Source organism: Salegentibacter profundi (assembly GCF_054121475.1).
This window is the reverse complement of sequence record NZ_JBSYGG010000007.1, coordinates 131968-158290: the sequence shown is the minus strand read 5'-3', so window position 1 is coordinate 158290 and position 26323 is coordinate 131968. Positions and strand designations below refer to the sequence as shown.

Sequence of the window (26323 nt, the reverse complement as noted above, 5' to 3'; positions counted from 1 at the left end):
ATTTCTGCCAAAATAAGTTTTTCATTTTCCTTCTTGGGTAATTACCAATACCTTTGTGAATATACCAAATTTTAACGCAATGAATGAAGAAATAAGAAACCTGGAACCTAAAGAATTATGGAATAACTTTGCTGATCTCAATGCTGTACCACGGCCTTCTAAGAATGAGGATCGGGTTATAGCCTTTATCAAGGATTTCGGGGAGAAACTTCAACTGGAAACCCAGGTTGACCAAACTGGAAATGTACTAATCCGTAAACCTGCCACCCCAGGTATGGAAGACCGTAAGTCGATTGTCTTACAGGCCCACCTGGATATGGTGCACCAGAAGAATAATGATACTGATTTCGATTTTGATAATTCTGGAATCCAAATGTATGTGGATGGAGATTGGGTAAAAGCGGAAGGGACAACCCTGGGAGCGGATAACGGGCTTGGCGTTGCCAGTATGATGGCCATCCTGGAGAGTAAAGACCTCCCTCACCCTGATATCGAGGCCCTATTTACGATAGATGAAGAAACGGGCATGACCGGGGCTAAAAACCTTAATCCGTCAATGTTAAAGGGAGAGATCCTGCTCAATCTCGATACTGAAGAAGATGATGAAATCGGAATTGGCTGCGCCGGGGGAGTTGATATCACCGCACTTCGGGATTATGAACTGGAAGACACTCCGGATAATTCCGTGGGTTATAAAATAAAAGTCAAAGGTTTGAAAGGCGGCCATTCAGGCATGGACATTATTAAAGGCCTGGCTAATGCCAATAAGTTGCTTACCCGGGTGTTGTATGAATCCAATAAGGATTTCGGGTTACGCCTCTCGGAATTCGATGGAGGTGGTCTGCGAAATGCTATTCCACGCGAAAGTAATGCTATTGTCGCCATTGACCGCTCTAACACGGAAACCTTTCTCAATGAAACCTTAGTCCAGGTTAGGGAAATTAAAGCTGAATTTTCTTCTCTGGAGCCCAACTTGGAAATAGAAATTGTAGAAGTTGATGTTCCTGCCAAGGTCATGAAGGTAGAAGATCAGCTTGATGTCATAAGGGCACTTTCCGCAGCGCATAATGGGGTTTATCGCATGAGCCCGGACATAGAAGGATTAGTGGAGGCCTCCAATAATATCGCCAGTGTAAGCATTGCAGATGGGAAGGTGAAGGTTAATTGTCTGACACGCTCCTCGGTGGAGTCCTCGAAGAACGATCTTGCCCATAATCTGCAGGCTGCTTTTGAGCTAGCCGGCTTTAAAGTAAAATTTTCTGGCGAATATCCGGGCTGGGCACCAAATCCCAATTCTGCTATTTTAAAAGTTTTAGATGAGCTTTATCAGAAACACAATAATACAAAGGCCGATATTGCAGCCTGTCACGCCGGACTGGAGTGCGGTATAATAGGGCATCATTATCCGGAAATGGATATGATATCATTTGGACCTACTATACGGGGAGCACACTCTCCCGATGAACGTGCCAGCATTTCATCTGCTCAAAAATACTGGAAGTTTTTACAGGATGTTCTAAAGAACATTCCGAAGAAATAGCGCATATTTTCCCATAATTAAAAAGGCTGTCAAATAAACTGACAGCCTTTTTAATTTATTTGCTTTCTGGTGAATTTCTTATTCCTCCATTCCTACAAGTTCCACTTTGAAGATAAGGTCCGTATTTGGAGGGATTACCCTACCAGCACCTGTTTCTCCATAGGCAAGGTGGGAAGGAACGTAAAGTATAGCCTTATCACCCACTTTCATTTGTTGAAGGCCTTCTTTGAAACCTGGAATCATAGGGGCTTCAGGACCATAAGGAATACTCATGGGCTCATACCCGCCCTGGTCTTTTCGTTGCTGGTTAAATATTCCAAGTTCCCGGGCCAGTTCTTCATTGTTAGTATCAAAGATCTTTCCGTCCTGGAAATAGCCTTCATAGTTGACCTGTACCATCTGGCCATCGACTGGTTTTTCACCATCTCCCTCTTCAACGAAATGAATCTGGAGTCCGCTTTCCAGTTCTTTAGCCTCCTCTTTTAATACGCTGAATTTTTCGGCATTCTCTGCCATAGCATCTTCCATTCGCTTTTGGGCGGCTTCCTCTTCGGCTTTTAAATCACTAAGCTCCTGTTCAAAAACCTTGGGTGCATCAAAGTTTTTAGCTTCCTTGCCCTTACGGATAATATTAACTTTTTCAATAATTACCTCTTCAACGGGCCGGTCACTGGGGTCAGTTTCCACCTTTCCAATAGAGTCAACTACATCCTGACCTTCTGCAATTTCACCGAAAACGGTATGTCTTCCATCAAGGTTGGGAGTAGGGCCAAGAGTGATAAAGAATTGACTTCCATTGGTGCCAGGTCCAGCGTTAGCCATGGATAATATTCCTTTAGAATCGTGGCTTAGCTCATTGTCCACTTCATCTGGGAAACGATAGCCCGGTCCACCGGATCCTGTTCCGGTAGGATCCCCTCCCTGGATTACAAATCCATCGATGATTCTGTGAAACCTGATCCCATCATAGAACCTTTTGTTTTTATAGGTGCTGTCTACCATAGTGTTTGTACCTTCTGCAAGCGAAACAAAACTCGCTACGGTAATGGGGGTTTGATCATAAAAAAGTTCAGCGACAAAGCTGCCTTTATTTGTCTGAAATTCAGCGTAAAGGCCGTCTTCCAAATCTGGATATTTGTCGTTACAGGCAAAGAGCGTAAGGGCCAATGCCATAAGAATAAAGATGTTAGTTGTTCTCATTATTTAATCGTCGTTTTTAGATTCATTTTTATTGATATCGTGTAAAGTCACCTTAGCCCGGAGCGGAACATTGGTTCCGATCTTATTTTTATCACCGTAATACCCGAAAGCCTTATGGGAGGGAAACAGGAAGGTCACGGTTTCCCCTTCTTTCATAAGCTTTAAGCCTTGTCGAAGTCCGCTGAAAAGTTTTTCCTGATCCACGGCATATTCCCTGGTTGGTTTTTCACCTTCTGCGTAAATAGGTTTCCCATCAAGGGTGGAGAGGCTATAATCGAAGGTTACAAGATCTCCGAATTCTGGAAACTCGGTATTAGAGCTGTCGGTAGCTTTTTCATTGTAATAATACCAAAATCCGTCTTTGGAGGCGTGGTATCTGGTAGTGGAATCCTTTTCCATTAAGGTTTTGATATAGGCCTCCTCAGAAGCCACGAGTTGCCGGTTACGTGCTACGGATTCCCTAATATAAGAACCTGAATTTTGACTAACCGGATAGCGTGCTTCGGGGGATTTACAGGCGCCGAGCATCATTAAACTTAATATAATAAAACCGATTCTCATGATGTTAAATCATTTTTGTACCTCGGCAATAAGGCCTCAAACCGATCCAGGGTTTCTTTAAGGCTTAATGTACTCTTCCCCCCAGCGGCATTGATATGCCCGCCTCCCTCGAAATTTTCCCTTGCAAAAGCATTCACTGAAAAGTCGCCTTTGGAACGGAAAGAGATTTTTATGATGCCTTCCTGCTTATTTTCTATAAAAATAGCCGCGAAATTAATGCCTTTCAGGGTCAGGCCAAAATTCACGAAACCTTCGGTATCGCCTTTTTTGAAATCATGATGATCAAGTTCCTGCTGGGAAAGACTAATATAGGCCGTATGATATTCAGGCAGGACCTTTAAGTTGCTTAGTGCGGTACCTAATAGCTGTAATCGTTTCTCAGAACTGGTATCGAAAACATTGTTGTGAATTTTCCAGTTTTCTGCACCTTTATCGATAAGGTCAGCAACCACACGATGGGTAAGACTACTGGTTGAACTGAATCTGAAGGAACCCGTATCTGTCATGATTCCCGTATAGAGACAGGTAGCGATTTCGGGACTTATATGATTTGCCGCTCTTAGTTTTTCCAGGAAGTGATATACCATCTCACAGGTGGAACTCATCGAAGCATCACTGTACGTATGATTGGCATAGTCGGAGGGTTCCTGGTGATGGTCTATCATAACAAAAACCGCCTGGGAATCTATCAGGGGCTCTACCATCATTCCGGCCCGGTTTAGTTCATTAAAATCAAGGGTAAAAACCAGGTCGGCATCCTTTATGAGCTGGTTGCATCGTTGCTGTTCATTTTCATAGATAATTACCTCCTGGCTACCGGGTAGCCATTTGAGAAAATCTGGATAGTTATTTGGTGCAATAACCTGGGGATTATGGCCTTTATCCTTTAAGAAATGCCACATCGCCAGAGAGGCTCCTATAGCGTCGCCATCCGGTCCCTTATGGGGCACAATGACTATGTCCCTAGCTCTTGCTAGCTCAGCAGTAATCTCTAAAATGCTTTGTTCTATCATAGTTTATGGGCTAAAGATACAATTTATTAATTTTTACTAATAAATGAATCTTTAAATTTGGTGCTGAAGCAAATCAACAAAAAATGAAATTAATATTAAGAATTTTACCCTTATTTATTATTATTTCCTGCGGGAGTGTCAATGAAAGTTCCATAGAATTTCCTGCTGAATCTCTCGAAGGTAAATACGATTTCGTTCTTGCTTTTGGAAGTTGTAACAGACAGGAGGCTGACCAGCCTCTTTGGAAACCAATAATGGAAAATCAGGCCGATATCTTTTTGTGGGGTGGCGATAATATCTATGCGGATACCCGGAATATGGAACTGATGCAGGAGTTTTACCACAAGCAAAAACAAATACCGGGATATAATAAACTAAGGACTACCATCCCGGTCTACGGCACCTGGGATGACCACGACTATGGGCTTAATGACGGTGGGGAAGACTGGGAATACAGAGCGCAAAGCCAGCAACTCTTTCTTGATTTTATGGGAGTTTCTCAACAGGATCCCAGGCGAAAAAGGGCAGGAGTTTACCATAGTGAGCTCCTGGAAACTCCAAATGGGAATATTAAGCTCATAATTCTCGATACCCGTTATTTCAGAGATAGCCTTGCACCTGCCGAAATTTCTGGTAAGAGATATAAAACCAATCCTGATGGAACTATTCTCGGGGTCCGGCAATGGCAATGGCTGGAAGAGGAGTTAAAAACCAGCACAGCCACCTTCAATTTAATTCTCAGCAGTGTCCAGGTAATCCCTGATGAGCACGGATTTGAAACATGGGGTAATTTCCCGGCGGAAAGAGAAAGGCTTTTTAATTTAATAGAGGCTTCCCAGGCCCGAAATACCATCCTTTTAAGTGGAGACCGTCATATTTCGGAATTTTCCAGACTGAATTCAAAGGAGCTGGATTTTCCGCTGATAGAATTTACCTCCAGTGGTCTTACCCATAGTTATAGCGATTTTAGCGGGGAACCAAATCGTCATAGAGTAGGAGAAGTGGTAAGCCTTATTAATTTTGGGCTTTTAAAATTTGATCTTGAAAACAACCGGGTTGTGATGGAAATGCGAGGAGAAGAAAACCGCCTGTTACAACGGTATGAAGTAGATTACCCACATATAAAGCATTAAACAACTTGCTTTTGGAAGGTATTTAGTTATTTTTGCACAAATTTTTAAAAAGGATAAAATGGCAGGAAACAAAACATTCACCATGATCAAACCCGATGCAGTAGAAAAAGGGAATATCGGTGGAATATTAGAACAGATTACCGCTTCAGGTTTTAGAATTGTAGCGATGAAGATGACTCAAATGACCAAACCCGATGCGGAGGAATTTTACGCGATCCATAAGGAGCGTCCATTTTTCGGAGAATTGGTGGAATTTATGACCCGCGGACCTATTGTAGCGGCTATACTGGAGAAGGAAAATGCTGTGGAGGACTTCAGGACCTTGATTGGAGCTACCAATCCTGAAGATGCTGCGGAAGGCACTATTCGTAAGAAATATGCCACTTCTGTCGGCGAAAATGCGGTACATGGAAGTGATAGCGATGAAAACGCCAGCATTGAAGGTGCTTTTCATTTTGCAGGTAGGGAGATGTTCTAAACAACCCTTTAAAAAGATACCGAAAGCCAACAGTGACTCGCTGCTGGCTTTTTTTATGTATGCATGATCCGACAGGCATAGGTATTGCTAGCCTTTTTTCCCAATTATCCGGATACTATCGGTTAATTGCGTATTTGTAAGTTTTTCCACGGCTGCCCAGAAGCTTGAAGGAAAATGGATTTTCTCCGGAAATCAAAATCTCGGAGCTTTTCCAGGGATACACCTCATGCAGGTGAGTGAAAATTCGTTATTCCATTTTAATTTTGACCGGTTTATTACCAGGACTTCATATAAAACGAATAACAATAAGTTGAAAATAGATGGCCTGGGCATTGCCAAATTCAGTTTTAAAAACCCTAACCGCTTAAGTATTTTTTCTGACAGACTGGAAAATGCTATAGATTATATAAGCCAACGCTGAGCATAGAGCAGACCAGCTTACCAATTAAATATAATTTAGAGCGGGCTGGCAGTAATTTTGAAATTGATTTTTAAAACCATCCTGAAAATAAAATTTTGCATTCTTATCTAAAAAAAATAGATCAGACTTACTTTCTGGTCCTTTCTAGGCGCGGTAAGAGGCTTTTGGCTGTGCCTTTGGAAAAGATCACGAAGAATAATTTATTTCTTTATCGGTTTCCAAGTAGCCCCCATAACCTGGCGGCCAGGGCCAATGAATAATTCGTGATATTTAAATATTAAAAACCTGCCTAAGGAAAGATTTCCATGGCAGGTTTTTATAGATTCTTTTAAACTCGAAACTCTTTTATTGTTCAGGTACGGGGAACCCACGATCGCGCATTAAGGCATCAATTTTGGCATCCCTGCCTCTAAAGCTTCTGTAAGCTTCCGCAGGATCCATCGCGTTTCTTGGGGCGAATAGATATTTCACCAGTTTTTGTGCAACGTTTTTATCATAGAATCCACCGGGAGCTTCTTTAAAAGCTTCAGCAGCATCAGAGGTAAGCACATCGGCCCACAGGTAACCATAATATCCAGTGGCGTAACCCTCCCCAGAAAATACGTGACCAAAATGCGGAGAACGGTGACGCATCACGATTTCTTCTGGCATCCCCAGTTCCTCCAGAGTTTTCTTTTCAAATTCCCGCGGTTCGATCTGGTCAGGATCAGTGGTGTGATACTTCATATCCATTAAGGCTGAAGCAAGGAATTCGGTAGTCTCAAATCCCTGGTTAAAGGTAGAGGCATTCTTGATCTTGGCCACCAACTCATCAGGAATTACCTGATCGGTTTCATGATGACGAAGGAAGCGGTTGATCACCTGGTCGGTAGAGAGCCATCGTTCCAATAGCTGCGATTGGAATTCGGTGTAGTCTCTTACGCCCCCGTTTAGGGTAGGGTACTTCACATCGGCAGCCAAAAAGTGCAGGGCGTGACCGAATTCATGGAAGAAAGTTGTGGCATCATCCCAGGAAATAAGCACAGGTTCTCCGGGGGCGGCTTCAATAAAATTCGAATTGTTGGAGGCTAAGACCGGTTCTCCACCAAGGAGTTCGGAATAACTTCGATAGGTGGTTGCCCATGCACCAGAACGTTTACCCTGGCGTGCAAAAGGATCCAGATACCACAGACCAATTAGATCACCGGTAGATTTATCGGTAACTTCCCAGACATTCACATCTTCATGGAACACGGGAACCGATCCTTCTTCTACGGGAGTAAATTCAAAATTGAAAATCTCTCCGGCGGTAAAGAATAGCGCCTGGGTTAAATTGCCCAGTTCCAGATATTGTTTTACCTCTTCACTGTCCAGGTCATATTTGTCTTTTCTGACCTTTTCCGCATAATATCGATAATCCCAGGGTTTTATGGTAATATTGGCACCTTCTTTATCGGCTATGGCCTGCATATCCTCAACTTCTTGTTCCACCCGGGCCAGCGCCGCGGGCCATACTGCCTCCATGAGTTCCATGGCATTTTCAGGATTCTTAGCCATTCGATTTTGCAATCTCCACTGGGCAAAGTTATCATATCCCAGAAGTTCAACCCGCTCATCACGAAGTTTGAGAATCTTTTTAATCACTTCATTATTGTCAAACTCATCATCATTGTCTCCACGGGAATAATAGTTAGTCCATACTTTTTCTCGCAATTCCCTTTCATCGGAATAGGTCAGAAAAGGATCCATGGAAGAGCGCGTATTGGTCACAGCAAATTTACCTGGCTGGCCTCTTTCTTCCGCGGCGCTCGCTGCGGATTTTATATAGGATTCCGGAAGACCACTTAATTGATCTTCATCCAGGAACACCACGTAATTCTCCTCCTCGGCTAACACGTTATTTGAAAACTGAGTATAGAGCGTTGAGAGTTCTTTATTGATTTCCGCGTAACGCTCTTTATCTTCCTTGTTAAGGGCAGCACCTTCCATGGCGAATTCCTCATAAATAAGGTCGACAACCCTTTGCTCCTGTGCCCCCAGAGGGTCTTCACGGGAATCTTTGTAAATTTTCTCAATTCTTTTAAAAAGCTCCTCGTTCTGGGAAATCTTAGAGCTGTATTCCGAGATTTTTGGGGAAAGTTCTTTTTGAACTTCTCGGAATTCAGGACTAGACATATTACTGCTGAAGATACCATAATAGGTAAAGACCCTTCTCAATTCCTGGCCGGCCTTTTCCATTGGTATAATGGTATTCTCAAAAGTGGCAGCCTCAGGATTATTGGCGATTTCATCGATTTCTTCCAGGTGCCTCTCCATGGCTTTTTCCATAGCGGGTTTTACCAGGTCAACTTCCATTTGGTCAAATGCGGGTACACCAGCGTAGGGTCCTTCCCATTGGGCTAATAAAATGTTATCCATATCCTTATCCTGTGCCAGAGCATTGGAACTTAAAACGGTTGCCAATGCAAGTATTCCGGCATTTTTTATAACTTTTTTCATTAAAAACTAATTTAAATTTTAATGCCTTGAAGATACGAAGAAATAAAAATCTGGCCTTATTCTTTTTTTAACATTTAGCTTCAAAGTTTTCTTTAAACGGGTGCTTGCCACAAAAATTACTTTTATATTTGAAAAGGGTTTTCAAAACATGAGAACCCTGGCTAATTTAATTATGAACTGTTAATTAACTAATGATGAAAAATTTAAGCAAATTTGTATTGATCTTTGGAGCAATGGCCATGATTGCCTGCGGTGATAAGAAAGAAAAAGACACCGAGGAACAAACTACCATTGGGAATACTTCAACGGAAGAGACCACGCAAAGCCGACAGGTGGAATCTGAGGAAACTTCCGATTCTGATGTGGTGGAGATCACCATTGAAGGTAATGATCAAATGCGTTTTAACAAGGATGAAATTAGAGTTAAGGCCGGACAAACCGTGCGTTTAACTCTTAAGCATGTGGGCCAGATGGATAAAAACGCCATGGGTCACAATTGGGTCCTGTTAACTCAGGGAACTGTTATTTCCGAATTTGGAGGCGCTGCCGTTAGTGCTAAAGACAATGATTATATCCCTGAGGGAACCGATCAGGTGATCGCTCATACTAAGATGCTTGGTGGCGGTGAAAGCGCTACCATCGAATTTGAAGCTCCGGAAAAAGGGACTTACGATTTTATATGTTCTTTCCCTGGTCATTATTCCTTAATGAAAGGGAAGTTTATCGTAGAATAAACTAAGGTTTTTAATCCTATTGATGCCTGTTTTCCAGTTATGAAGACAGGCATTTTTATTTTTGACAGGTTCGGGCAAAAATTTTTGCCTTTTTGAAATGGGAATAAGCTAATTTCGGGCTTTGTTCTTTGTCATTTCTTTAAAATCAAATCAAAATACAGGATGGTAATTATTAATATTATAAAAACCATCAACGAGCCACTATTAAGGCTGAAATTTTTAATAATTTGAGGCTTTCAAAAGTCTGAAAAACTGTAGTTTTAGCCTTTTATTTTTTAGTCCTAAAAGATCTTGAATGGAACGGCATATTGTTATTGATTTTGACAGCACTTTTACACAAGTTGAAGCCCTCGATGTATTGGGGGAAATATCCCTGGAAGGGGATAGCCAGAGGCATAACAACCTCAGGGAGGTAGAAAATCTTACCGATCTTGGGATGAAAGGGGAATTGGATTTTCGCAAATCCCTGGAAGAGCGGTTAAGGCTTTTAAAAGCACATGAAGATCATCTTCCACCTTTAATTGAAAACCTGAAAAAAAGGGTTTCTTCTTCTTTCGTCAGAAACCGTCAGTTCTTTGAAGAGTACCATGAGAATATTTACATTATCTCCAATGGCTTCAAGGAGTTCATTGTCCCCATCGTAGAGGAATACGGTGTGCGCCCTGAGAATGTTTTTGCCAATACCTTTGAATTTGATGAAAATCGGAAGATTGTTGGATTTGACCGGGATAATGTTTTATCATCAAACAACGGGAAAGTAGAACAGTTAAAACGGCTCAATCTTCAGGGTGATGTTTATGTCATTGGGGATGGGTATACCGATTATGAGATCAAGGCTTCTGGATTAGCCAATAAATTTTATGCTTTTACCGAAAACGTGGAACGGGAGAAGGTCCTTGAGAAAGCTGACCATATAACCCCGAGTCTCGATGAATTTTTATTTGTACATAATATGAACAAAGCTATTTCTTACCCCAAAAACAGAATAAACGTCTTATTGCTCGAAAATGTCCATCAGGATGCCGTTGATATCATGAAGGAGGAAGGTTATAATGTAAGTGTGCACCCTGGAGCTATGGATGAAGATGAACTATGCGAAAGGATAAAAGATGTGTCGGTGATCGGGATTAGGTCAAAAACACACCTCACTAAAAAGGTCCTGGAAAACGCCAACCGCTTAATCGGGGTAGGGGCTTTTTGTATAGGGACCAACCAAATTGACCTTGAAGAATGCCTAAAGAAAGGAATTGCGGTCTTTAATGCTCCCTATAGCAATACCCGCTCTGTAGTGGAACTCGCAATTGGTGAAATCATCCTGCTTATGCGTAACCTGCCCGATAAGATTCGGTTAATGCACCAGGGAAAATGGGAAAAATCGGCCAATAATAGTTTTGAGACCCGAGGTAAGAAGTTGGGGATCATTGGCTACGGGAATATAGGGGCTCAACTCTCCGTAGTTGCAGAGTCAATCGGGTTTGATGTGTATTATTATGATATCCAGGAGAAACTGCCCCTGGGCAATGTAACCAAATGCAATTCCCTCAAAGAGCTTTTCAATACCGTAGATATAGTGACCCTCCATGTCGATGGTCGTAAGGAAAACCGGAATATGATCGGTAAAGAGGAGTTTGCTCAAATGAAGGATGGAGTGATCTTCCTGAACCTTAGCCGGGGTCATGTTGTGGACATACAGGCTTTAAAAGAAAATATCGAATCTGGAAAGGTAGCCGGAGCAGGGATCGATGTTTTTCCAAAAGAACCAAAAACCAATAACGAAGAATTCAGTTCTGAACTTCGCGACCTGCCTAATCTGATCCTAACACCGCACATCGGTGGAAGTACCCTGGAGGCGCAAGAGAATATCGGGAACTTTGTACCAGGGAAGATAATCGAATATATCAATACCGGTAGTACGACAAATTCGGTCAATTTCCCTAATCTGCAATTGCCGGTACTTAAAGATGCACACCGCTTAATTCACATTCACAGAAATGTGCCAGGAATCCTGGCAGATATTAACCGAATCCTGGCGGATCATGACATCAATATCGTGGGGCAGTATCTTAAAACCAATGAGACCGTCGGTTATGTGATTACCGATATCGATAAAGAATATGACAAGGCGGTAATAAAAGACCTAAAAGGATTAAAAGGAACAATTCGTTTCAGAGTCCTTTATTAGAAGAAAAAACGTATGGAAAAGGCACAGTATCCGCGGATATTGTGCCTTTGATCTATTTTAATATTTGACTGCCTAGGATTTTTGGTCTTCAAAAATAAAATCTACGGCCATCTGTGCATGCAAATCAGTGGTTTCCAATAAAGGAATATTAGTGAGATCTTGTGGTATCAGGATAGGTAACTCGGTACAGCCCATTATCACGGCATCCGCACCTTTTTGCTGTAGGTTTTCCAATTGGTTTAAGAAAAATGTCTTAGCCTTATCGGTAAATTTTCCCTGGGTTAATTCCTTAGAGACAAAATTATGACAATCATCAAGATACTGATTTTCCGGGATAATCACTTCAATGTTATAGACCTCCTTAAGTCGGTTCTGTAAAAAACCTTTGGTCATTGTAGGTTTGTTTCCTAAAAGTCCAAGGCGATTATAGCCTTTTTTTTGAGCTTCAATTCCAACTGCATCAGCAATGTGAAGGATAGGAATATTAATTTTTGGCTGAACAAAATTATACACCATATGGGGAGTATTCGCGCAAATTATAATTGCACTAGCCCCGGCAGCTTCCAGTTTTTTGGCGATCTCTAGATACGCGCTGTTGATGGCTTTTAGATTTTGCTCACGCATCAACTTAATATTAAGGCTATATAATAAGAGTGGTGGATTTTGATCGGTGCCTATCCTTTCCCCGGCCAACTGGTTGAGCAGCCGGTAATATTCAATGGTAGAGTGCCAGGATGTACCTCCTATCATTCCAAGTAATTTCATTTTTTTCAAATTAAGTTAATAGTTTATTATTTGACCTGGGCGCTATAAACCGCCGGTTATGTAAGGATGTGTTATGTTTTTCAGGATACTGAGAAGGCTGAAAACAGCTTCATCTGAATTATACTTGAAGGAGATCTTGGTGCGCTCCGCATCGATTTTTATTTCACTAAGTCCCGGCACTGATGAGATTTTTTTTAGCGTGCGCTGAGCAGCCCGCTGGCTCATCAGGTTGGTTACAAAAATATTGGCTTTCATGATTGCTGTATTTGAGAGTTACACCACCTTTTTAAATATAGTGTTTGTCGTGGTTTTTCACTGTAACAGCAGTTACACTGCATTTTAATTCTACTCAGCCTCCAATTTCGGCATTTCCTGGTAGGAATTTTATGAGCAAGATCAGTAAAAGGTCGATTTTTATCCTACCACTTAAGCCAGAGAATATTTTCTTGATCCTTATGTAGGTGTGTCCCCAGTTTTTCACCTTCCCGAGTCAAGGTTTTTTCAAGCCAGTTGGTATCCTTTTTGGAAGCACGATGTAAACGGAATTTTTTAATCTCCATCGGGTATATTTTTAAGCTTTTAAGCTCGCCTGTACGGGCTTCGATTTCAGGAAAATACATCAGGGATAGTTCACTGCGGTACTGGGTGTGACCGCTTATACCTTCATAATCGTTAATGAAATCTCCCGCGCCATAAATAATGAGTTTATTTTGATAAACCTCCATTCCCATAGGATGATGAGAAGAATGACCAAAGATGATATCCACATTGGCCTTATCGATAAGTTGATGAGCAAATTCTCGTTGCCGTTGAGAAATGTCATAGCCCCAGTTGCCACCCCAATGTATGGATAGCAAAACAAGATCTCCCTGGTGTTTTTGTTGCTCAATATCCTCTTTTATGCGTGCAAAATCCTTCTGGCTCATACCTGGAAGGAAATTTAGCCCGGATTGGTCTGTTTCTGCAGCCCAGCTTTGGAAAATCCCGCTATTGGGCATGCCATAGGACAAGACAAGGATCCGTCCGTTTTGAGTCTGTAGGATGGAGGCTCGGGCTGCGTCTTTATCGTTTTTTCCAGCTCCGGAAAAAGAAATTTTCGAAGCCTTTAGCGTCTGCATAGTTTCTTCCAGCCCCTGGCGACCCCAGTCCAGGATATGGTTGTTGGCCAGACTTACATGGTCCATCCCGGCAGCAGTGAGCACTTTTACGTTTTCAGGATGCATCCGGTAATGAATGCCTTTTCCTGGCCAGGCCTTATCACTGGTAGTGATGCTGGTCTCCAGGTTGATGATTCTCAAATGCGGGGCATTTTGCTCCCAGAGCCTAAGAGCATCGCCCCAGATATACTTGTAGTCAACCGGTCGGGCTATCTTTCCATTTTCCCGTTCAGCCAAAAGCACGTAATCCCGTGCATCTTTCACATAGGCTTCATACAGGATCGGATCTACCGAATTGGGCAGTACCTGATCGATACCCCTTCCTGTCATCACATCGCCGCTCAGGAAAAGCTTTATTGTCTTATTGGCATCTTCCACTTTCTTTATTCGTTTTTGTGCTAATAGTCCAGGTCCTGCAACAATTAGCAGACACATCAACACCACTAATCTATGATTCCGCTTCATTTTAATCTCCTGATTCAAATACCACTCTTAAGATAAGAAGATCTGTGCTTTTGAATCTGGATTTCCAAGATTTTTTAGGTCCTTGTGGTATAATTTTTACAATCTTTTAACTTCGGTCAAACTTGATTTTAGTCAGTTTTTCTGATCTTTTGGTAGTGAACAGGAGATGGGATTTTTTATAAGCCCTATTTTTGTATCACAAATTAAAAATCATGAACAAAGGAATATACATTGCCACGCTGGAATCCCATAGCGGGAAATCCATGATCAGCCTTGGACTTATGCGTACCTTATTGGGTAAAATGGTTAAAGTAGGTTATTTCAGGCCTATTATTGATGATATGCCCATTGGAGAAAAAGACAACCATATTGATACAGTATTGAGCTATTTTGATCTGGATATCCCTTACGAAGATACCTATGCCTATACCAGAAGTGAGGTGGTTCAGAAAAGGAATGAAGGTAAGGCCGGAGAAGTGATCGATACCATTATCAGGAAATATAAAACCCTTGAAGATCAGTTTGATTTTATCCTTGTGGAAGGCAGCGACTTTTCCGGAGAAGGTAGCGTTTTTGAGTTTGATGTGAACGTAGTGATCGCAAAAAATCTTGGTATTCCGGTGATTATTATTGTGAGTGGTCAACACAAAACCTGGGAGGAGCTTCTCGGAAATCAGCAAATGGCCTACCGGGCTTTTAAAGACAAGGATGTCCAGGTAATTGCCATGGTAAGCAATAAAATTATGGTGGAGAATCTGGAGCCCGCTAAAAAGAATATGCGCGGGTTTTTGCCAGAGGAAGTGGAGGTTTTCTCAATCCCACTTATCGATAATCTCAACAACCCTACTCTAAAGGAGATTGTAAAGGCTTTAAACGGGAAAGTATTGTTTGGCGAGGAATTCCTCGATAATCAAACCGGTAACTTTGGGGTGGGGGCCATGCAGCTTCGTAATTACCTCAATACCCTGAAAAACGAAAGTCTGGTAATTACCCCAGGAGACAGGGCAGATATTATCCTTGGTGCCTTACAGGCTAATATCTCAAGTAATTATCCACGCATATCAGGGATCATCCTTACAGGCGGACTTACTCCTGAAAATTCAATAATTAAACTCATAGAAGGACTTTCCGATATTGTCCCGATTATTTCCGTTGAAGAGGGCACCTTCATGGTTACCAATAAAGTGGGGGCTATAAAGTCCAATATCTATGCCGATAGTATTCAGAAAATACAAACTACCATCAGTATTTTTGAACGCTATGTTAGCTTTGATCCTTTGGTAGAGAAACTCACCAACTACAAGCCACACGGGAGAACACCCCGGATGTTTCAGTATGACCTTGTTAAAAGAGCCCAACAGAGTAAGAAACATATCGTCCTTCCGGAAGGAACCGATGAAAGGATTTTAACTGCTGCCGCGCGTTTGATCAATATGGATCTGGTGGATATCACACTTTTGGGAGACGAGGAAACCATCAAGAAAACAGTAGCTAAATTGGGCCTTGCTCTTGATTTTGATAAGGTTAATATTATCGACCCGGTAAATTCAGCTAATTTCCTTGATTATGCAGAAACCTTTTATGAACTCAGGAAACATAAAGGAGTCAATATGGATATGGCAAAAGACCGTATGAGCGATGTATCTTACTACGGGACCATGATGATCCATAAAGGTCACGCGGACGGCATGGTATCAGGAGCAGCTCATACTACGCAACATACCATCCTACCTGCCCTTCAGTTCATTAAGACAAAACCTGGGGTTTCGGTAGTCTCATCGGTGTTCTTTATGTGCCTTGAAGATAGGGTATCGGTATTTGGAGACTGTGCCATTAACCCGAATCCATCAGCGGCAGAACTTGCCGAGATTACTATTTCTTCTGCTGAGAGTGCCGCTGCCTTTGGCATCGAACCGAAGATTGCGATGCTTTCTTATTCTTCAGGAAGTTCAGGAAAAGGAGCTGATGTGGACCGGGTTCGTGAGGCTACAGAAATAGTAAAATCCCGGAGACCCGACCTGAAAATCGAGGGACCAATTCAATATGATGCGGCCGTGGATTTGAGTGTTGGAAGATCAAAACTACCCGATTCTGAAGTGGCCGGGCAGGCCAATGTGCTTATATTCCCTGATCTAAATACAGGAAACAATACCTATAAGGCCGTCCAACGCGAAACAGGAGCGCTGGCAATCGGGCCTATGCTTCAGGGACTCAATAAACCCGTAAATGACCTTAGTAGAGGCTGCACGGTAGATGATGTGTATAATACAGTAATTTTAACAGCCATCCAGGCGCAAGGAATTTAATGAAAATGAAAAATATCTTAATCATAAACTCAGGTAGCTCTTCTTTAAAATTTCAGCTTATCAAAATGCCGGAAGAAACTGTGCTTGCTTCAGGGATGGTGGAGCGCATTGGTCTTGAAGAGGCAAAGTTGCATTATAAAAGCCATTCCAATACAGTTTCAAAGGAACAGGATGTTCCCGATCATGCGGTAGCCTTAAAGGCAATCACCGATCTTCTTTTGGATCCGGACAATGGGGTAATAAAAGATGCCTCAGAAATTCCCGCAATTGGACACAGGGTGGTCCATGGAGGGGATACTTTTTCAAAGACCATCATTATCGATGAGAAGGTAAAAGCCAAGATCAGGGAATATTTCTCCCTGGCTCCGCTACATAATCCGCCAAACCTGAAAGGAATCGAAGTAGCAGAGCAATTGTTTCCGAAGGCAAAACAGGTTGCGGTTTTCGATACAGCCTTCCATAGGTCGATTCCCTCCCGCGCTTCCCAGTATGCTATTCCCACCTCTTTTTATGAAGATCACCATATTCAGGTGTATGGTTTTCATGGTACCAGCCATAAGTATGTGACTCAATTAGCCATTGCTGAATTAAAAAAGGAAAATTCAAAGATTATTAGTGTACACCTTGGAAATGGTTGTAGTATAACTGCGGTAAAAGATGGGCAAAGTATAGATCACTCCCTTGGTTTCGGACCGGTTAACGGCCTGGTGATGGGCACGCGCAGTGGTGATATAGACCAATCAGTGATCTTTTATATGATCGATCAACTGGGATACACTCCGCAGGAAGTGAGCGATATCCTGCACCACAAAAGCGGTATGATGGGCCTAACAGGTTATAGTGATCTTCGAGATATCGAGGAGCAGGCCCAGAAAGGCGATCGGCAGTGCCAGCTAGCCCTTGATATGAATGCCTACCGTATTAAAAAATATATAGGGGCTTACGTGGCCGCTATGAACGGGGTAGATGCCATTGTTTTTACCGCTGGAATAGGTGAGAACAGTGATGTAATTCGTGGGCTTGTATGCCAGGATATGGAATTCTTCGGAATCAAACTCAATGAGGAAAAAAACAAGCAACGTGCAAAAGAACTCAGGTATATCAATGCCGAGGATTCCAAGGTGAAAGTCCTCGTTATCCCGACCAATGAAGAGTTGGAAATTGCCCAGCAGACTTTGGAATTGATCTCTTAAACTTTCTTGGAAATAAATATATGGATAAACCCCCAAAAGCCTTTGGCTTGTTGGGGGTTTTTGATCAGTGACGGATTTCTTTTAAGTGACCTTCACTTTGGCGTAAATGTCAACACTTATAAATTTCTCATCTTTGATTTCACATTCCCTCATGGTCCCTTCGTGGGTGAAATCAAGTTTGCTCATTGCCTTTTTACAATTGAAATTATCCGTTTCCACAAATCCTTCTATTCTATGAAGTTCAAGCTGTTTAAATCCGTAATCACAGATTAAAGGCATGGCATCTCTCATCAAGCCCTGACCCCAAAAGTCGGGGAGTAGCCAAAGCCCAATTTCAGCTTTATGATGTGCTTTTGAGAAATTATTGAGTCCTCCTGCTCCGAAAAATATCTTGTTGTCTGGGGAACAGATTGCCCACCAGAACTGGGAAGGGGCAGCAAACCATGTCATTTGCGTTTTAGTTGCTTCCAGGCTATCAAAACTAACTCCATAATGTTTAATGACATGGGGATCTGAAAGTCCTTTGTAAATATTTACAATATCGGATTCGGCAATTCCCCTAAGCATCATTCGGGAAGTTTTAAATGTTGGAAGTTTTTTCAAAGGTTCGGAATAGGGGTTTTAATTATCGCTGATTTTACTTCAAATTTACAATATTGAATTTAAATCTTTTTGATCCATTAGTTATGAATGCTACACCAGCCCTTGAAAGTTTCCTGCCCATTTATTTTTGAAAGCTGGATAATAGTTGGAATTGTCCTTAGAACAATAAAAGTGGAGCAATGACACCAAGTCTAAGTTCATTCCGGTTATAGTTAGCCAGGCCAAGAAATTCCTTTGAAAAATTTGAGTAATCGTAATACCTGCCGATATAGGCAAAGAAAAAGCGAAGATCAATATTATTAAAAGGGGTGTAATAAAGGGTTGGTATTACGCCATAGCTAGTAGCCAAGTGGGTGCTTTCGGTTTTGACATTATCATAAGCGCTACTACTCATAAGGGTAAGTAAAGCTTGGAATTTTGCGCTAAAAGTGTATTCAGCTCTTAACCAATTTTCGATATACCTTACATCCTCAGCCACTGAGTCATCAGCCAGAAGCCTAGTTACCACGCCCTTGGTATCGACCTGTTCATAACTGTAATGAAAGTCAGCCATCAGGGTGAACTTATCGTTTTGATATTTATGGCCCAATGTAAAGAAATAGGTTCCCCTGTTTTTTACTTCATTGCCGTAACTTGCGCTATAGATAGTTTGAAATTTTCCATCAAAAAAGTTTCCCCGCCAGTTGCCAACAACCGATACAGGCCAAATGGGCTCCTGAATGTTTTCTGCAATCACATCACCATACAGATCTTCATAAAGCATGGTACGCGAGTTTAACACCTGCAACCCGAACTGGTGATTTTTAAAGGCCTGGTAAGTAATTCCAGCTCCTGTTACAAAGGCCAGGGCATTGCCGTAAATTTCGTTATATTCCAAAACATACAGTGGGCTTAACTCGTATTCGTATCCCCCGTAAAACGGATTCATTTTTCCAAGTCGAATTTTAAGCTCCGGATTGGCTTGAAGGTCGAGGTAGGCAATTTCGATATTGTTACCCAATAGGTCCAGGCTTTGCACATCGCCGCCCTTGTTAAAACGGTTTCTAAAACGAAAACTTATTTTTTCGTGCAATTTACCGGCAATCCCAAGGGCTGTAAATCCATTTTGAAACTGCATCCCGTTGTAATACTGGTCACCACCTCTGAATTTATATGCTCTAAATTCCACACGCATATCGAAAGTGAAATCGATATTTTTCAAGAGGTTTGTTTTTTCTATAGGAATGATCGGATCTGGAAGACTATCCCGGGACTGCGGATAGCCCAGAAGAGGGAACCATAAAAATAGGCTTAAAAAAAACAACCTTCTCATAAACAGGGAATTAAGATTTAAATTTTCATAAGAATTCAGTGGGAATGATACTAATCGGTGATTTAGCCTCAAAACCCAAACCTGGACCCATTTAAATTTACTACAATTAATTGAACTGAAATTCAATACTTTACTGATTCGCTACGCCTTGACCTTCGTGAAGAAATATGGATTAAGCAGGCTCTCTTCACTTGGCCTGAGCTGGGCAAATGCAGATTGTTTTAATTATTAGAATGCTCTGGTCGGTAGGCTTTTTACAAAGCTCTTTTCAGTGTAATACTCTGATTGACCAATCCCGCTGTTTAAAGAAGAAAATATTTTAATGGTCAAGTATTTTGCGCAGAACACTTGACATTTTGGGTTTTAAAAAAGCTGTTACCTGTTTTCCAATCTCGCATAAGGTCCAATTCACTGAATTTCGATTTAAGGCTTGTTGTTTTTATTTTTTGCCGGCTGAAATTTTTTAAATGAAATCCTTAAATCGGCAACTAAATAACTCAGCCCGACACCTATTCCTAACAAAGCGTAGAATGGCTTGTCAGAAGGGAGTATCATGGTTATGGAGATATATATCAATCCCAGACAAAAGGGGTATAAAATAACCCGTAGTAGGATTTTTGCTAATGTCCATTCCTTTGAAGAATCAATTTCGCTCTCTGGGGGAGCTGCCAGGGAGGGATTACCTTTGCGCTCTATCGAATATATATCTTTTTTTAGGTCTAAGGTCATATTCCTCTTCTCAAAATTTATCTGATTAATTAAAAGAAGATAAAAAAACAGCGAAAAAACTATTAAGACTAGGATAATAATAATTGCCGCTTTTAACTGAAGTATGGTGGCAAAGAAAACTATAAAACTTCCTGTAACTAGTAAAAGAAGTTTTCCAAGAACTTTGTTTAAGGGATTTTTTTCTAATCTGATCCCTTCTAAAATATTATCCTCATTAAACTTGAGTACGAAAATTGGATAATTGAATCGCAACCAATATGAGGAAGACCATAGCAAAATTTCATCCTTTTTAATTTCGCCGTAGTATTTTGTAAAATCCAAAGAGAAAAAAATCTTGAAATGAGAGAAAAAGGTATTTTTCCTTTCCCTTGCAATTAATTTAGTGAGGTCTTCTTTTCTGATCATCTTTATTCCATTATAGCCAACCAGCCCACCCTTTAAAAGCAGCGGACGCTTGATACATTGTTGTAGCCAACAAATATTTATTCTTCCCAGTCGAGGACATTTATAGGCATTTGCGTTTGTTGATCCAAGTCAATATCCTGTAGTTCAGAAACCTCTTTTCTAAACCAGTTAGAAAAATCCGAATGGTCATTTTTAAAATTATTCATGAAGTTCTCACTATCGGCCTCTGTATATACAACGACGGTATATCCACGAGGTGATTTTTGTAAAAACCAGCTCTCTTTTCTAACACCAATTCTTTTGTGCATTGCGCTGAATTCTTCACTTTTAGTGGTATTTATCACTTTGGCGAAATTTAACCATTGGTCAATCTTATTTTCCAGGATCGGAAAACTATAGGCGAATTTTTTCATTATCCGGTTTTTTCTATATGCTTTAAGTATCGGTCATGATGGGGGAGGGGACATAAATTTGTCGCCTTAGACCTGATCGTTAGGCAAGTTAATTATTTTTTTTCTGACCGGTCCTGATGTTTACAAGCAGGACGTTGAGATTGAGGAATATTTTTAATTGAGTTTTACTTGCAGGAAGATAATCTAGCTCTTTTTTCGATTTCCGTAAAAATTTAGGATGGCTTAATTTTTATCGGGGTTCTTTAGATTTAAAATTCGCTTGTATACGTCCATATAGCCACCTACCATTACTTTCCTGCTAAATTTTGAATACGCCCATTGCCGACATGACCTCCGGTTTAAAAAAGCTATGTCAGCCACAGCTTCTGCTGCCTCCTCGACAGTATTTACCAGATATCCCGTTTGTCCATGACTTATCAGTTCAGCCATGGAACCTAAATTGAAGGCGATCACCGGGGTGCCACACATCATAGCCTCCACCACGCTTAAACCGAAAGGTTCATTAAAACCTATGGGATGTAAAAGTGCATAGGCCTGGCCCATAAGATGATCTCTTTCCTTAGAACCGGAATTTCCCACATAAACAATATCCTCATCATTAATAAATGGCTTAACTTTCTTGTCAAAATAGTCCTGATCCTGAATTAAGCCTGATATAATTAATTTACGGCCTGATTTCTTGGCAATTTCAATGGCTTCGAAGGTTCCTTTATCTGGATGAATTCTACCAAAGAACAATAAATAATCCTGAGAGGTTTCCTTAAATGTAAATTCCGCTTCGTTAATACCATTATAAACTGTTGCAGTATAATTTAATTCCGGATGGCGGTCAGAATTGCTGATAGAGACATAGAAATTTGTCCTGTTATATTTTTTATAGACTTCAAGAATTTTTTCAGAACTAAACCCATGTATGGTTGTAAGCATAGGCGTCTCAATGAGTTTGGAATAGCTAAGTGGCAGGAAATCGAAGTGGTTGTGGATGAGGTCAAATTTATCAGCTTGTTCCATCAAATGGCTGATATGTAGGCACTCCCAGACCTTGGGATCCATGTGCGGATCTTCGCTGTAGGCATGTTCTGAAACATATTGCAACTTGCCTTTGGTAATAGAATTTCCTGTAGCAAATAATGTTACGTCAATATTGTTATCGGTAAGTCCTTCGGCAATATTGGAAGCCACCTGCTCCCAGGGCCCGTATTTTATCGGTGGCGTTCTCCAGGCAATAGGGGATAGTATAGCAACTTTCATGTATTACAAGTTGGTTTAAATCAGTATACAATCCGGTTCATTGGACCCGGTGTTTTTCTTTTAAAAGTCAGGAAAAAGTAATTCAAATCCAGAGAAACCTTATAGTTAAACGCTCATTGGCAGTCTTCACAGCTTATGCAGCCTAAAAAACCTGTAAATATGAATTTAATTCCCTTCCTTTTAAGAATCTATCTAATTTACAAAACTCATTAATAAGAATGAGTTTTCTAAATTTTTTCCTGGCATCTTCTATTTTGTCCAATATGGCGAAAAAGTAATCTAAGGCAGCTATTGATGGCGCTATGATCCTGGAAGTCAATTAGGCGCTAAGATAATCGCGGTATTCTGTAAAGAAGGCTTCCAGTTTAAGCATGTTATCATTTAAGAATTTCATTACCTCTGGCCAATGCTGACGATTATGGATGTTTACCCCGTCCATTTGCACATAAACCCTTGAGATCAATTTTCCCTCGGGTAGTTCATAGGTATCCTCGTAAACCGCATTTGGAAGGTATTCCTTCCAGAGAATTTGTTTTAGGCTCAATAGTTTTTCGAAGTAATAGGCGCGAACAAGCTCATCGGGATCAATAACGTCCAAGGATACCTGGGCTAATTTACGGTTGAAAGTGAATTTAAGCTGGATCTCCTTCTGTTTGGTATCATAGAGGATCCATTTGGTACGGTATACCAATCCGAAACTGGTCCAGAACTGCTGTCGTAATTTTTTGCTCTCTTCCTTGCTGAACATCTTTAAATAAAATAGGCAAGCAGGATCCCGGTGACGATTACCAGTAACTTCGAGGCATTAAACTTATGGTTTCGGGAGGCTTCAAAAAGAATGGTGGTCGAGACATGCAGAAATATCCCTATTACTATGGCATTTAGATAAACGGCGTTTTCCTCTATAAATGGGACATTCATCTTTAAAAAGCTTCCAAGGGGTGTCATTAGTCCAAAGATCCCCAGGAACAAAAAAACCTTCCAATGGGCAAGCTTCGAATGGAGCAAGAAGACCGATAAAATGGCAGCAACAGGGATCTTATGGATGACAACCCCGTGCAATAAATGGCCTTTTTCATCTAGGGGAACCCCTTCGAGTAAAGCATGAATGCTAAGGCTTACCAGTAACATTAAGGGGAAAGCTGTGCTTTTGTCGGTAGTATGTAAATGTCCATGTTCTACTCCTTTAGAAATGAATTCCAGCAAAATCTGAAGCAAAAGTCCTAGCATAATAAAAATACCGATCCCGTCAATGGCCTGGGAATAAACTTCAGGGAACAGTTCAAAAACTGTGACCGACAGCAGGTAAGCGCCACTAAAACTAAGCAGTAATTTAAACCCTGTAGATGTTCCCGGATTCAGGAAACGCGAAATAATATAGCCGATAAGCACCGAAATTAAGGGTAATACGTAAATCATTAAATGCTGAATAAGATAGATGTTTGTCGGCTTACTGATTAAAAATTACGCGGTACCTACTTAATTTCTCCCTTTTTCTGCTTCCTTTCTCTGGAAGGAACCAGATTTTTCCTTATCGCTCCTCTTCTTCGGCACATCCGCCAAAATTAATGTATTTTTGCCACCATTAAAAAAGCGATATGGATAATTTTAAAATGATAGCCAAGACCATGTATGGTTTCGAGCCGATTCTGGCAAAGGAATTACTGGCACTTGGCGCGATGGATATTAAGGAAGGAACCCGAAACGTAAGCTTTTATGGGGACCTGGGCTTTATGTATAAGGCCAATCTCTCCCTGCGTACCGCTATCAAGATCCTAAAACCTTATCGCAGCTTCCGGATCAATTCTGAGGAAGAACTCTATAAAAATATCTACGCTTTGCCCTGGGAGGAGTTTATGGATGTAACGGATAGCCTGGCTATCGATGCTACCGTGCACTCTGAGATTTTCACCCATTCTCAGTATATCGCTTTGAAGACCAAAGATGCTATCGTAGATCGGTTTCGGGATAAATTTGGAAAACGTCCGGATGTAGACCTGGATTTTCCTAGCTTACGCATCAATGTGCATATAGAGAAGAACTTTTGTAATGTTTCTTTCGATAGCTCAGGGCAATCCTTGCATAAACGCGGCTATAAAACAGCTACCAATATTGCTCCTATAAACGAAGTACTGGCCGCCGGAATGTTGTTGCTTTCAGGTTGGGATGGACAATGCGATTTCCTGGATCCCATGTGCGGAAGTGGAACCATTTTAATAGAAGCAGCAATGATTGCGTGTAATATACCTCCTAACCTGAATCGAAAGGAATTTGCCTTTGAGAAATGGAAAGACTGGGATGAAGCCCTTTTTGAAAAAATAGAGGAATCAGTACTTAAAAAGGTGAGGGAATTTCACTTTAGTATCAAAGGTTATGACAAGGCTCCTTCTGCGGTTCATAAAGCTTTAGATAATATTGAAAATGCCAATCTTTCGGAATTTATAAAAGTGGAAAGGCAGGATTTTTTTGAATCAAAAAAGGAAGGGGAGCGGCATTTACATATGCTTTTTAACCCGCCTTATGGAGAAAGGCTTGAAATAGACATGCCTTCTTTCTACAAATCTATAGGAGATACCTTAAAACAAGGTTATCCGGGTACTGACGCCTGGTTTATTACTTCAAACCTGGAGGCCATAAAACACGTAGGTCTGCGCCCCTCAAGAAAGATAAAGCTCTACAATGGTGCCCTAGAGTCCAAGCTTCTTAAATACCAGATTTATTCCGGGACAAAGAAACGAAAGATAGGGAGTAGGGAGTGAGCTAATGGGAATTACTTCTTGTAGATTGGTATGAGATAAGAGAGTCCGTAAGCGTATCCCACTCCGAAATTGCTGTCGTCGTATGTGCGATTGAATCCAGGAATGGTAAGGTTGTCAAAGTTATTTGGGGTTTTCTGAAAAAGTCTGCGTTTTACCTGGACATTGGCCGAAAGGTAAAGATTGTTAAGGATTTCTACCTTGAGTCCCCCCATTAATTCTATCCAGCTGGCGTTAAGGCCAGTGTTTTCGATCATTTCATTGCGGACATCGGGCCCAAAGAATTGGGAGGTGTTGTAAATGGTGTATCGGTGGAGCTCCTGGGAAAAGGTGGAGAATCCATAACGCAAACCGGCAAAGATCATATTCTCCATTCCGGTCCAGTTTTCATAGGCATTATAATCAACACCGATTTTGAGATATTGCCCGGTGGAAACCACCGCGATATTATCTTCCGAAAATGGTAGTTTTTCCGAGCCTATCTCGGCGGCAGCATAGAAATTGTCATATACCCGGTAATCACCCATAAGTTCGAAACCATCGTAATCATCCTCAAGGAAACTACGCGCCAGCTTACTCAGGTCGGCTCCAATGCGTATTCCGTATTTTTCCCGCTGGTCTATCGTATCCGAATCAGTGGTTTGCTGAGCGAATAAAAACCCTGTGGCCAGTAGGAATATCAGACTAGTAGAAAATAGCGATATGACGGTTTGTTTCATCTTCAACTTCGGTTTGTTCAACGGTATAGGTTTGAATCCAGGGCTCATCTTCGCCGGCATCTATGTTCAGCCTAAGATCAGAATAGATCACTTTAAAAGCACAGGCGCGATTGACATACACCTGCTCTCTGCCATAGGTAAATCTGAGAATATCGGTATTGGGCACAAGGACCTCTGAATCACCATCCCCATCGTCTTCTTCATCCTCATCAATCTCAGAGGCATTAATGGTAAAGGCATATTCCGTATTATTTTCAAAGGTTTTTAAAGGAATGGCGATGCTGTCAACATTTACCCTGTTTAGAAGAATAGTATCTCTTTGCTGATCCCAAACACGTAAATTTGTGGGAGACCTGGTTTCTTCCGGCTCTGCAACATCAAAGAACTTAATGATAAGCAAAGGGGTAGTATTCGTGCTTGCCGGGCAGAGATCATCCCGCTGACACCCCGAAACTAAAAATATTCCCGAGCATAACACAAGTGCCATTTTAAAGAAAGCTGTTTTCATT

24 protein-coding genes are annotated in these 26323 nt (G+C 41.3%); 8 read left to right on the top strand and 16 right to left on the bottom strand.

From position 1 onward, the window contains the following. The first annotated feature begins 79 nt into the window (after positions 1-79). Positions 80-1540 (top strand): aminoacyl-histidine dipeptidase, encoded by a 1461-nt coding sequence (locus tag ACW6NC_RS10930; RefSeq protein WP_457866004.1) that lies wholly within the window; start codon positions 80-82, stop codon positions 1538-1540. 78 nt (positions 1541-1618) lie between these two features. On the opposite strand, the gene ACW6NC_RS10925 is transcribed toward ACW6NC_RS10930, so the two are convergent. From ACW6NC_RS10925 to ACW6NC_RS10915, 3 genes are read right to left on the bottom strand one after another with little or no spacing between them, the layout of a single operon-like run. Next, the gene (locus ACW6NC_RS10925) at positions 1619-2740 is read right to left on the bottom strand and encodes a peptidylprolyl isomerase (RefSeq protein WP_457866002.1); all 1122 of its coding nucleotides are present in this window, start codon (positions 2738-2740) and stop codon (positions 1619-1621) included. Positions 2741-2743: 3 nt separating this feature from the next. After that, positions 2744-3301 (bottom strand): gliding motility-associated peptidyl-prolyl isomerase GldI, encoded by a 558-nt coding sequence (gene gldI / locus ACW6NC_RS10920; protein ID WP_457866000.1) that lies wholly within the window; start codon positions 3299-3301, stop codon positions 2744-2746. Beyond that, positions 3298-4314 (bottom strand): DHH family phosphoesterase, encoded by a 1017-nt coding sequence (locus ACW6NC_RS10915; protein WP_457865998.1) that lies wholly within the window; start codon positions 4312-4314, stop codon positions 3298-3300. The genes gldI and ACW6NC_RS10915 overlap by 4 nt, the downstream gene beginning before the upstream one ends. An 83-nt stretch (positions 4315-4397) precedes the next feature. On the opposite strand from ACW6NC_RS10915, the gene ACW6NC_RS10910 reads away from it, so the two are divergent. After that, the gene (locus ACW6NC_RS10910; RefSeq protein ID WP_457865997.1) at positions 4398-5447 is read left to right on the top strand and encodes an alkaline phosphatase D family protein; all 1050 of its coding nucleotides are present in this window, start codon (positions 4398-4400) and stop codon (positions 5445-5447) included. A gap of 58 nt (positions 5448-5505) precedes the next feature. After that, positions 5506-5925: a nucleoside-diphosphate kinase gene (locus tag ACW6NC_RS10905; protein ID WP_457865995.1), complete on the top strand. Its 420-nt coding sequence runs from the start codon at positions 5506-5508 to the stop codon at positions 5923-5925. A 766-nt stretch (positions 5926-6691) separates the two neighbouring features. On the opposite strand, the gene ACW6NC_RS10900 is transcribed toward ACW6NC_RS10905, so the two are convergent. Beyond that, entirely contained in the window at positions 6692-8824 is a 2133-nt protein-coding gene (locus tag ACW6NC_RS10900; protein ID WP_457865994.1) for a M3 family metallopeptidase, read from the bottom strand. A 194-nt stretch (positions 8825-9018) separates the two neighbouring features. Between ACW6NC_RS10900 and azu the strand changes: the two genes are divergently transcribed. Next, complete coding sequence (gene azu / locus ACW6NC_RS10895) at positions 9019-9558, top strand: azurin (protein WP_457866020.1); 540 nt, start codon at positions 9019-9021, stop codon at positions 9556-9558. 295 nt (positions 9559-9853) lie between these two features. Beyond that, positions 9854-11740, top strand: a complete 1887-nt coding sequence (gene serA / locus ACW6NC_RS10890; protein ID WP_457865993.1) for a phosphoglycerate dehydrogenase — start codon at positions 9854-9856, stop codon at positions 11738-11740. 72 nt (positions 11741-11812) lie between these two features. Here serA and ACW6NC_RS10885 read toward each other — a convergent pair whose 3' ends face one another. From ACW6NC_RS10885 to ACW6NC_RS10875, 3 genes are all read right to left on the bottom strand, one after another. Beyond that, positions 11813-12505 (bottom strand): aspartate/glutamate racemase family protein, encoded by a 693-nt coding sequence (locus ACW6NC_RS10885; protein WP_457865991.1) that lies wholly within the window; start codon positions 12503-12505, stop codon positions 11813-11815. Positions 12506-12547: 42 nt separating this feature from the next. Next, positions 12548-12760: a hypothetical protein gene (locus ACW6NC_RS10880; protein ID WP_457865989.1), complete on the bottom strand. Its 213-nt coding sequence runs from the start codon at positions 12758-12760 to the stop codon at positions 12548-12550. 164 nt (positions 12761-12924) lie between these two features. Next, positions 12925-14127, bottom strand: a complete 1203-nt coding sequence (locus ACW6NC_RS10875; protein WP_457865987.1) for a CapA family protein — start codon at positions 14125-14127, stop codon at positions 12925-12927. 212 nt (positions 14128-14339) lie between these two features. Between ACW6NC_RS10875 and pta the strand changes: the two genes are divergently transcribed. Then, complete coding sequence (pta, locus tag ACW6NC_RS10870; RefSeq protein WP_457865985.1) at positions 14340-16433, top strand: phosphate acetyltransferase; 2094 nt, start codon at positions 14340-14342, stop codon at positions 16431-16433. A 5-nt stretch (positions 16434-16438) separates the two neighbouring features. Beyond that, a complete protein-coding gene (locus tag ACW6NC_RS10865) occupies positions 16439-17626 on the top strand; it encodes an acetate/propionate family kinase (RefSeq protein ID WP_457865983.1) in 1188 nt (395 codons plus the stop codon). Between the two features lie 81 nt (positions 17627-17707). On the opposite strand, the gene ACW6NC_RS10860 is transcribed toward ACW6NC_RS10865, so the two are convergent. From ACW6NC_RS10860 to ACW6NC_RS10830, 7 genes are all read right to left on the bottom strand, one after another. After that, complete coding sequence (locus tag ACW6NC_RS10860; protein WP_457865981.1) at positions 17708-18196, bottom strand: GNAT family N-acetyltransferase; 489 nt, start codon at positions 18194-18196, stop codon at positions 17708-17710. Between the two features lie 190 nt (positions 18197-18386). Beyond that, positions 18387-19541 carry a porin gene (locus ACW6NC_RS10855; protein ID WP_457865980.1) on the bottom strand — a complete coding sequence of 385 codons (1155 nt, stop codon included), beginning with the start codon at positions 19539-19541 and terminating at the stop codon, positions 18387-18389. Positions 19542-19964: 423 nt separating this feature from the next. Next, complete coding sequence (locus tag ACW6NC_RS10850; protein WP_457865978.1) at positions 19965-20591, bottom strand: hypothetical protein; 627 nt, start codon at positions 20589-20591, stop codon at positions 19965-19967. 161 nt (positions 20592-20752) lie between these two features. Then, positions 20753-21088: a hypothetical protein gene (locus tag ACW6NC_RS10845; RefSeq protein ID WP_457865977.1), complete on the bottom strand. Its 336-nt coding sequence runs from the start codon at positions 21086-21088 to the stop codon at positions 20753-20755. A gap of 222 nt (positions 21089-21310) precedes the next feature. After that, the gene (locus ACW6NC_RS10840; protein WP_457865975.1) at positions 21311-22339 is read right to left on the bottom strand and encodes a glycosyltransferase family 4 protein; all 1029 of its coding nucleotides are present in this window, start codon (positions 22337-22339) and stop codon (positions 21311-21313) included. 319 nt (positions 22340-22658) lie between these two features. Beyond that, positions 22659-23087: a DUF4268 domain-containing protein gene (locus tag ACW6NC_RS10835; RefSeq protein WP_457865973.1), complete on the bottom strand. Its 429-nt coding sequence runs from the start codon at positions 23085-23087 to the stop codon at positions 22659-22661. Positions 23088-23089: 2 nt separating this feature from the next. Further along, positions 23090-23758, bottom strand: coding sequence for a ZIP family metal transporter (locus tag ACW6NC_RS10830; RefSeq protein WP_457865971.1), 669 nt, complete (start codon positions 23756-23758; stop codon positions 23090-23092). Between the two features lie 179 nt (positions 23759-23937). On the opposite strand from ACW6NC_RS10830, the gene ACW6NC_RS10825 reads away from it, so the two are divergent. Beyond that, positions 23938-25098 (top strand): THUMP domain-containing class I SAM-dependent RNA methyltransferase, encoded by a 1161-nt coding sequence (locus tag ACW6NC_RS10825; protein WP_457865970.1) that lies wholly within the window; start codon positions 23938-23940, stop codon positions 25096-25098. Between the two features lie 11 nt (positions 25099-25109). On the opposite strand, the gene ACW6NC_RS10820 is transcribed toward ACW6NC_RS10825, so the two are convergent. Both ACW6NC_RS10820 and ACW6NC_RS10815 read right to left on the bottom strand, forming a co-directional pair. Continuing rightward, the gene (locus tag ACW6NC_RS10820) at positions 25110-25814 is read right to left on the bottom strand and encodes a DUF6048 family protein (RefSeq protein WP_457865969.1); all 705 of its coding nucleotides are present in this window, start codon (positions 25812-25814) and stop codon (positions 25110-25112) included. Further along, on the bottom strand, positions 25780-26322 hold the full coding sequence (locus ACW6NC_RS10815) for a DUF6452 family protein (protein ID WP_457865967.1): 543 nt from the start codon (positions 26320-26322) through the stop codon (positions 25780-25782). The genes ACW6NC_RS10820 and ACW6NC_RS10815 overlap by 35 nt, the downstream gene beginning before the upstream one ends. Position 26323 lies beyond the last annotated feature (1 nt).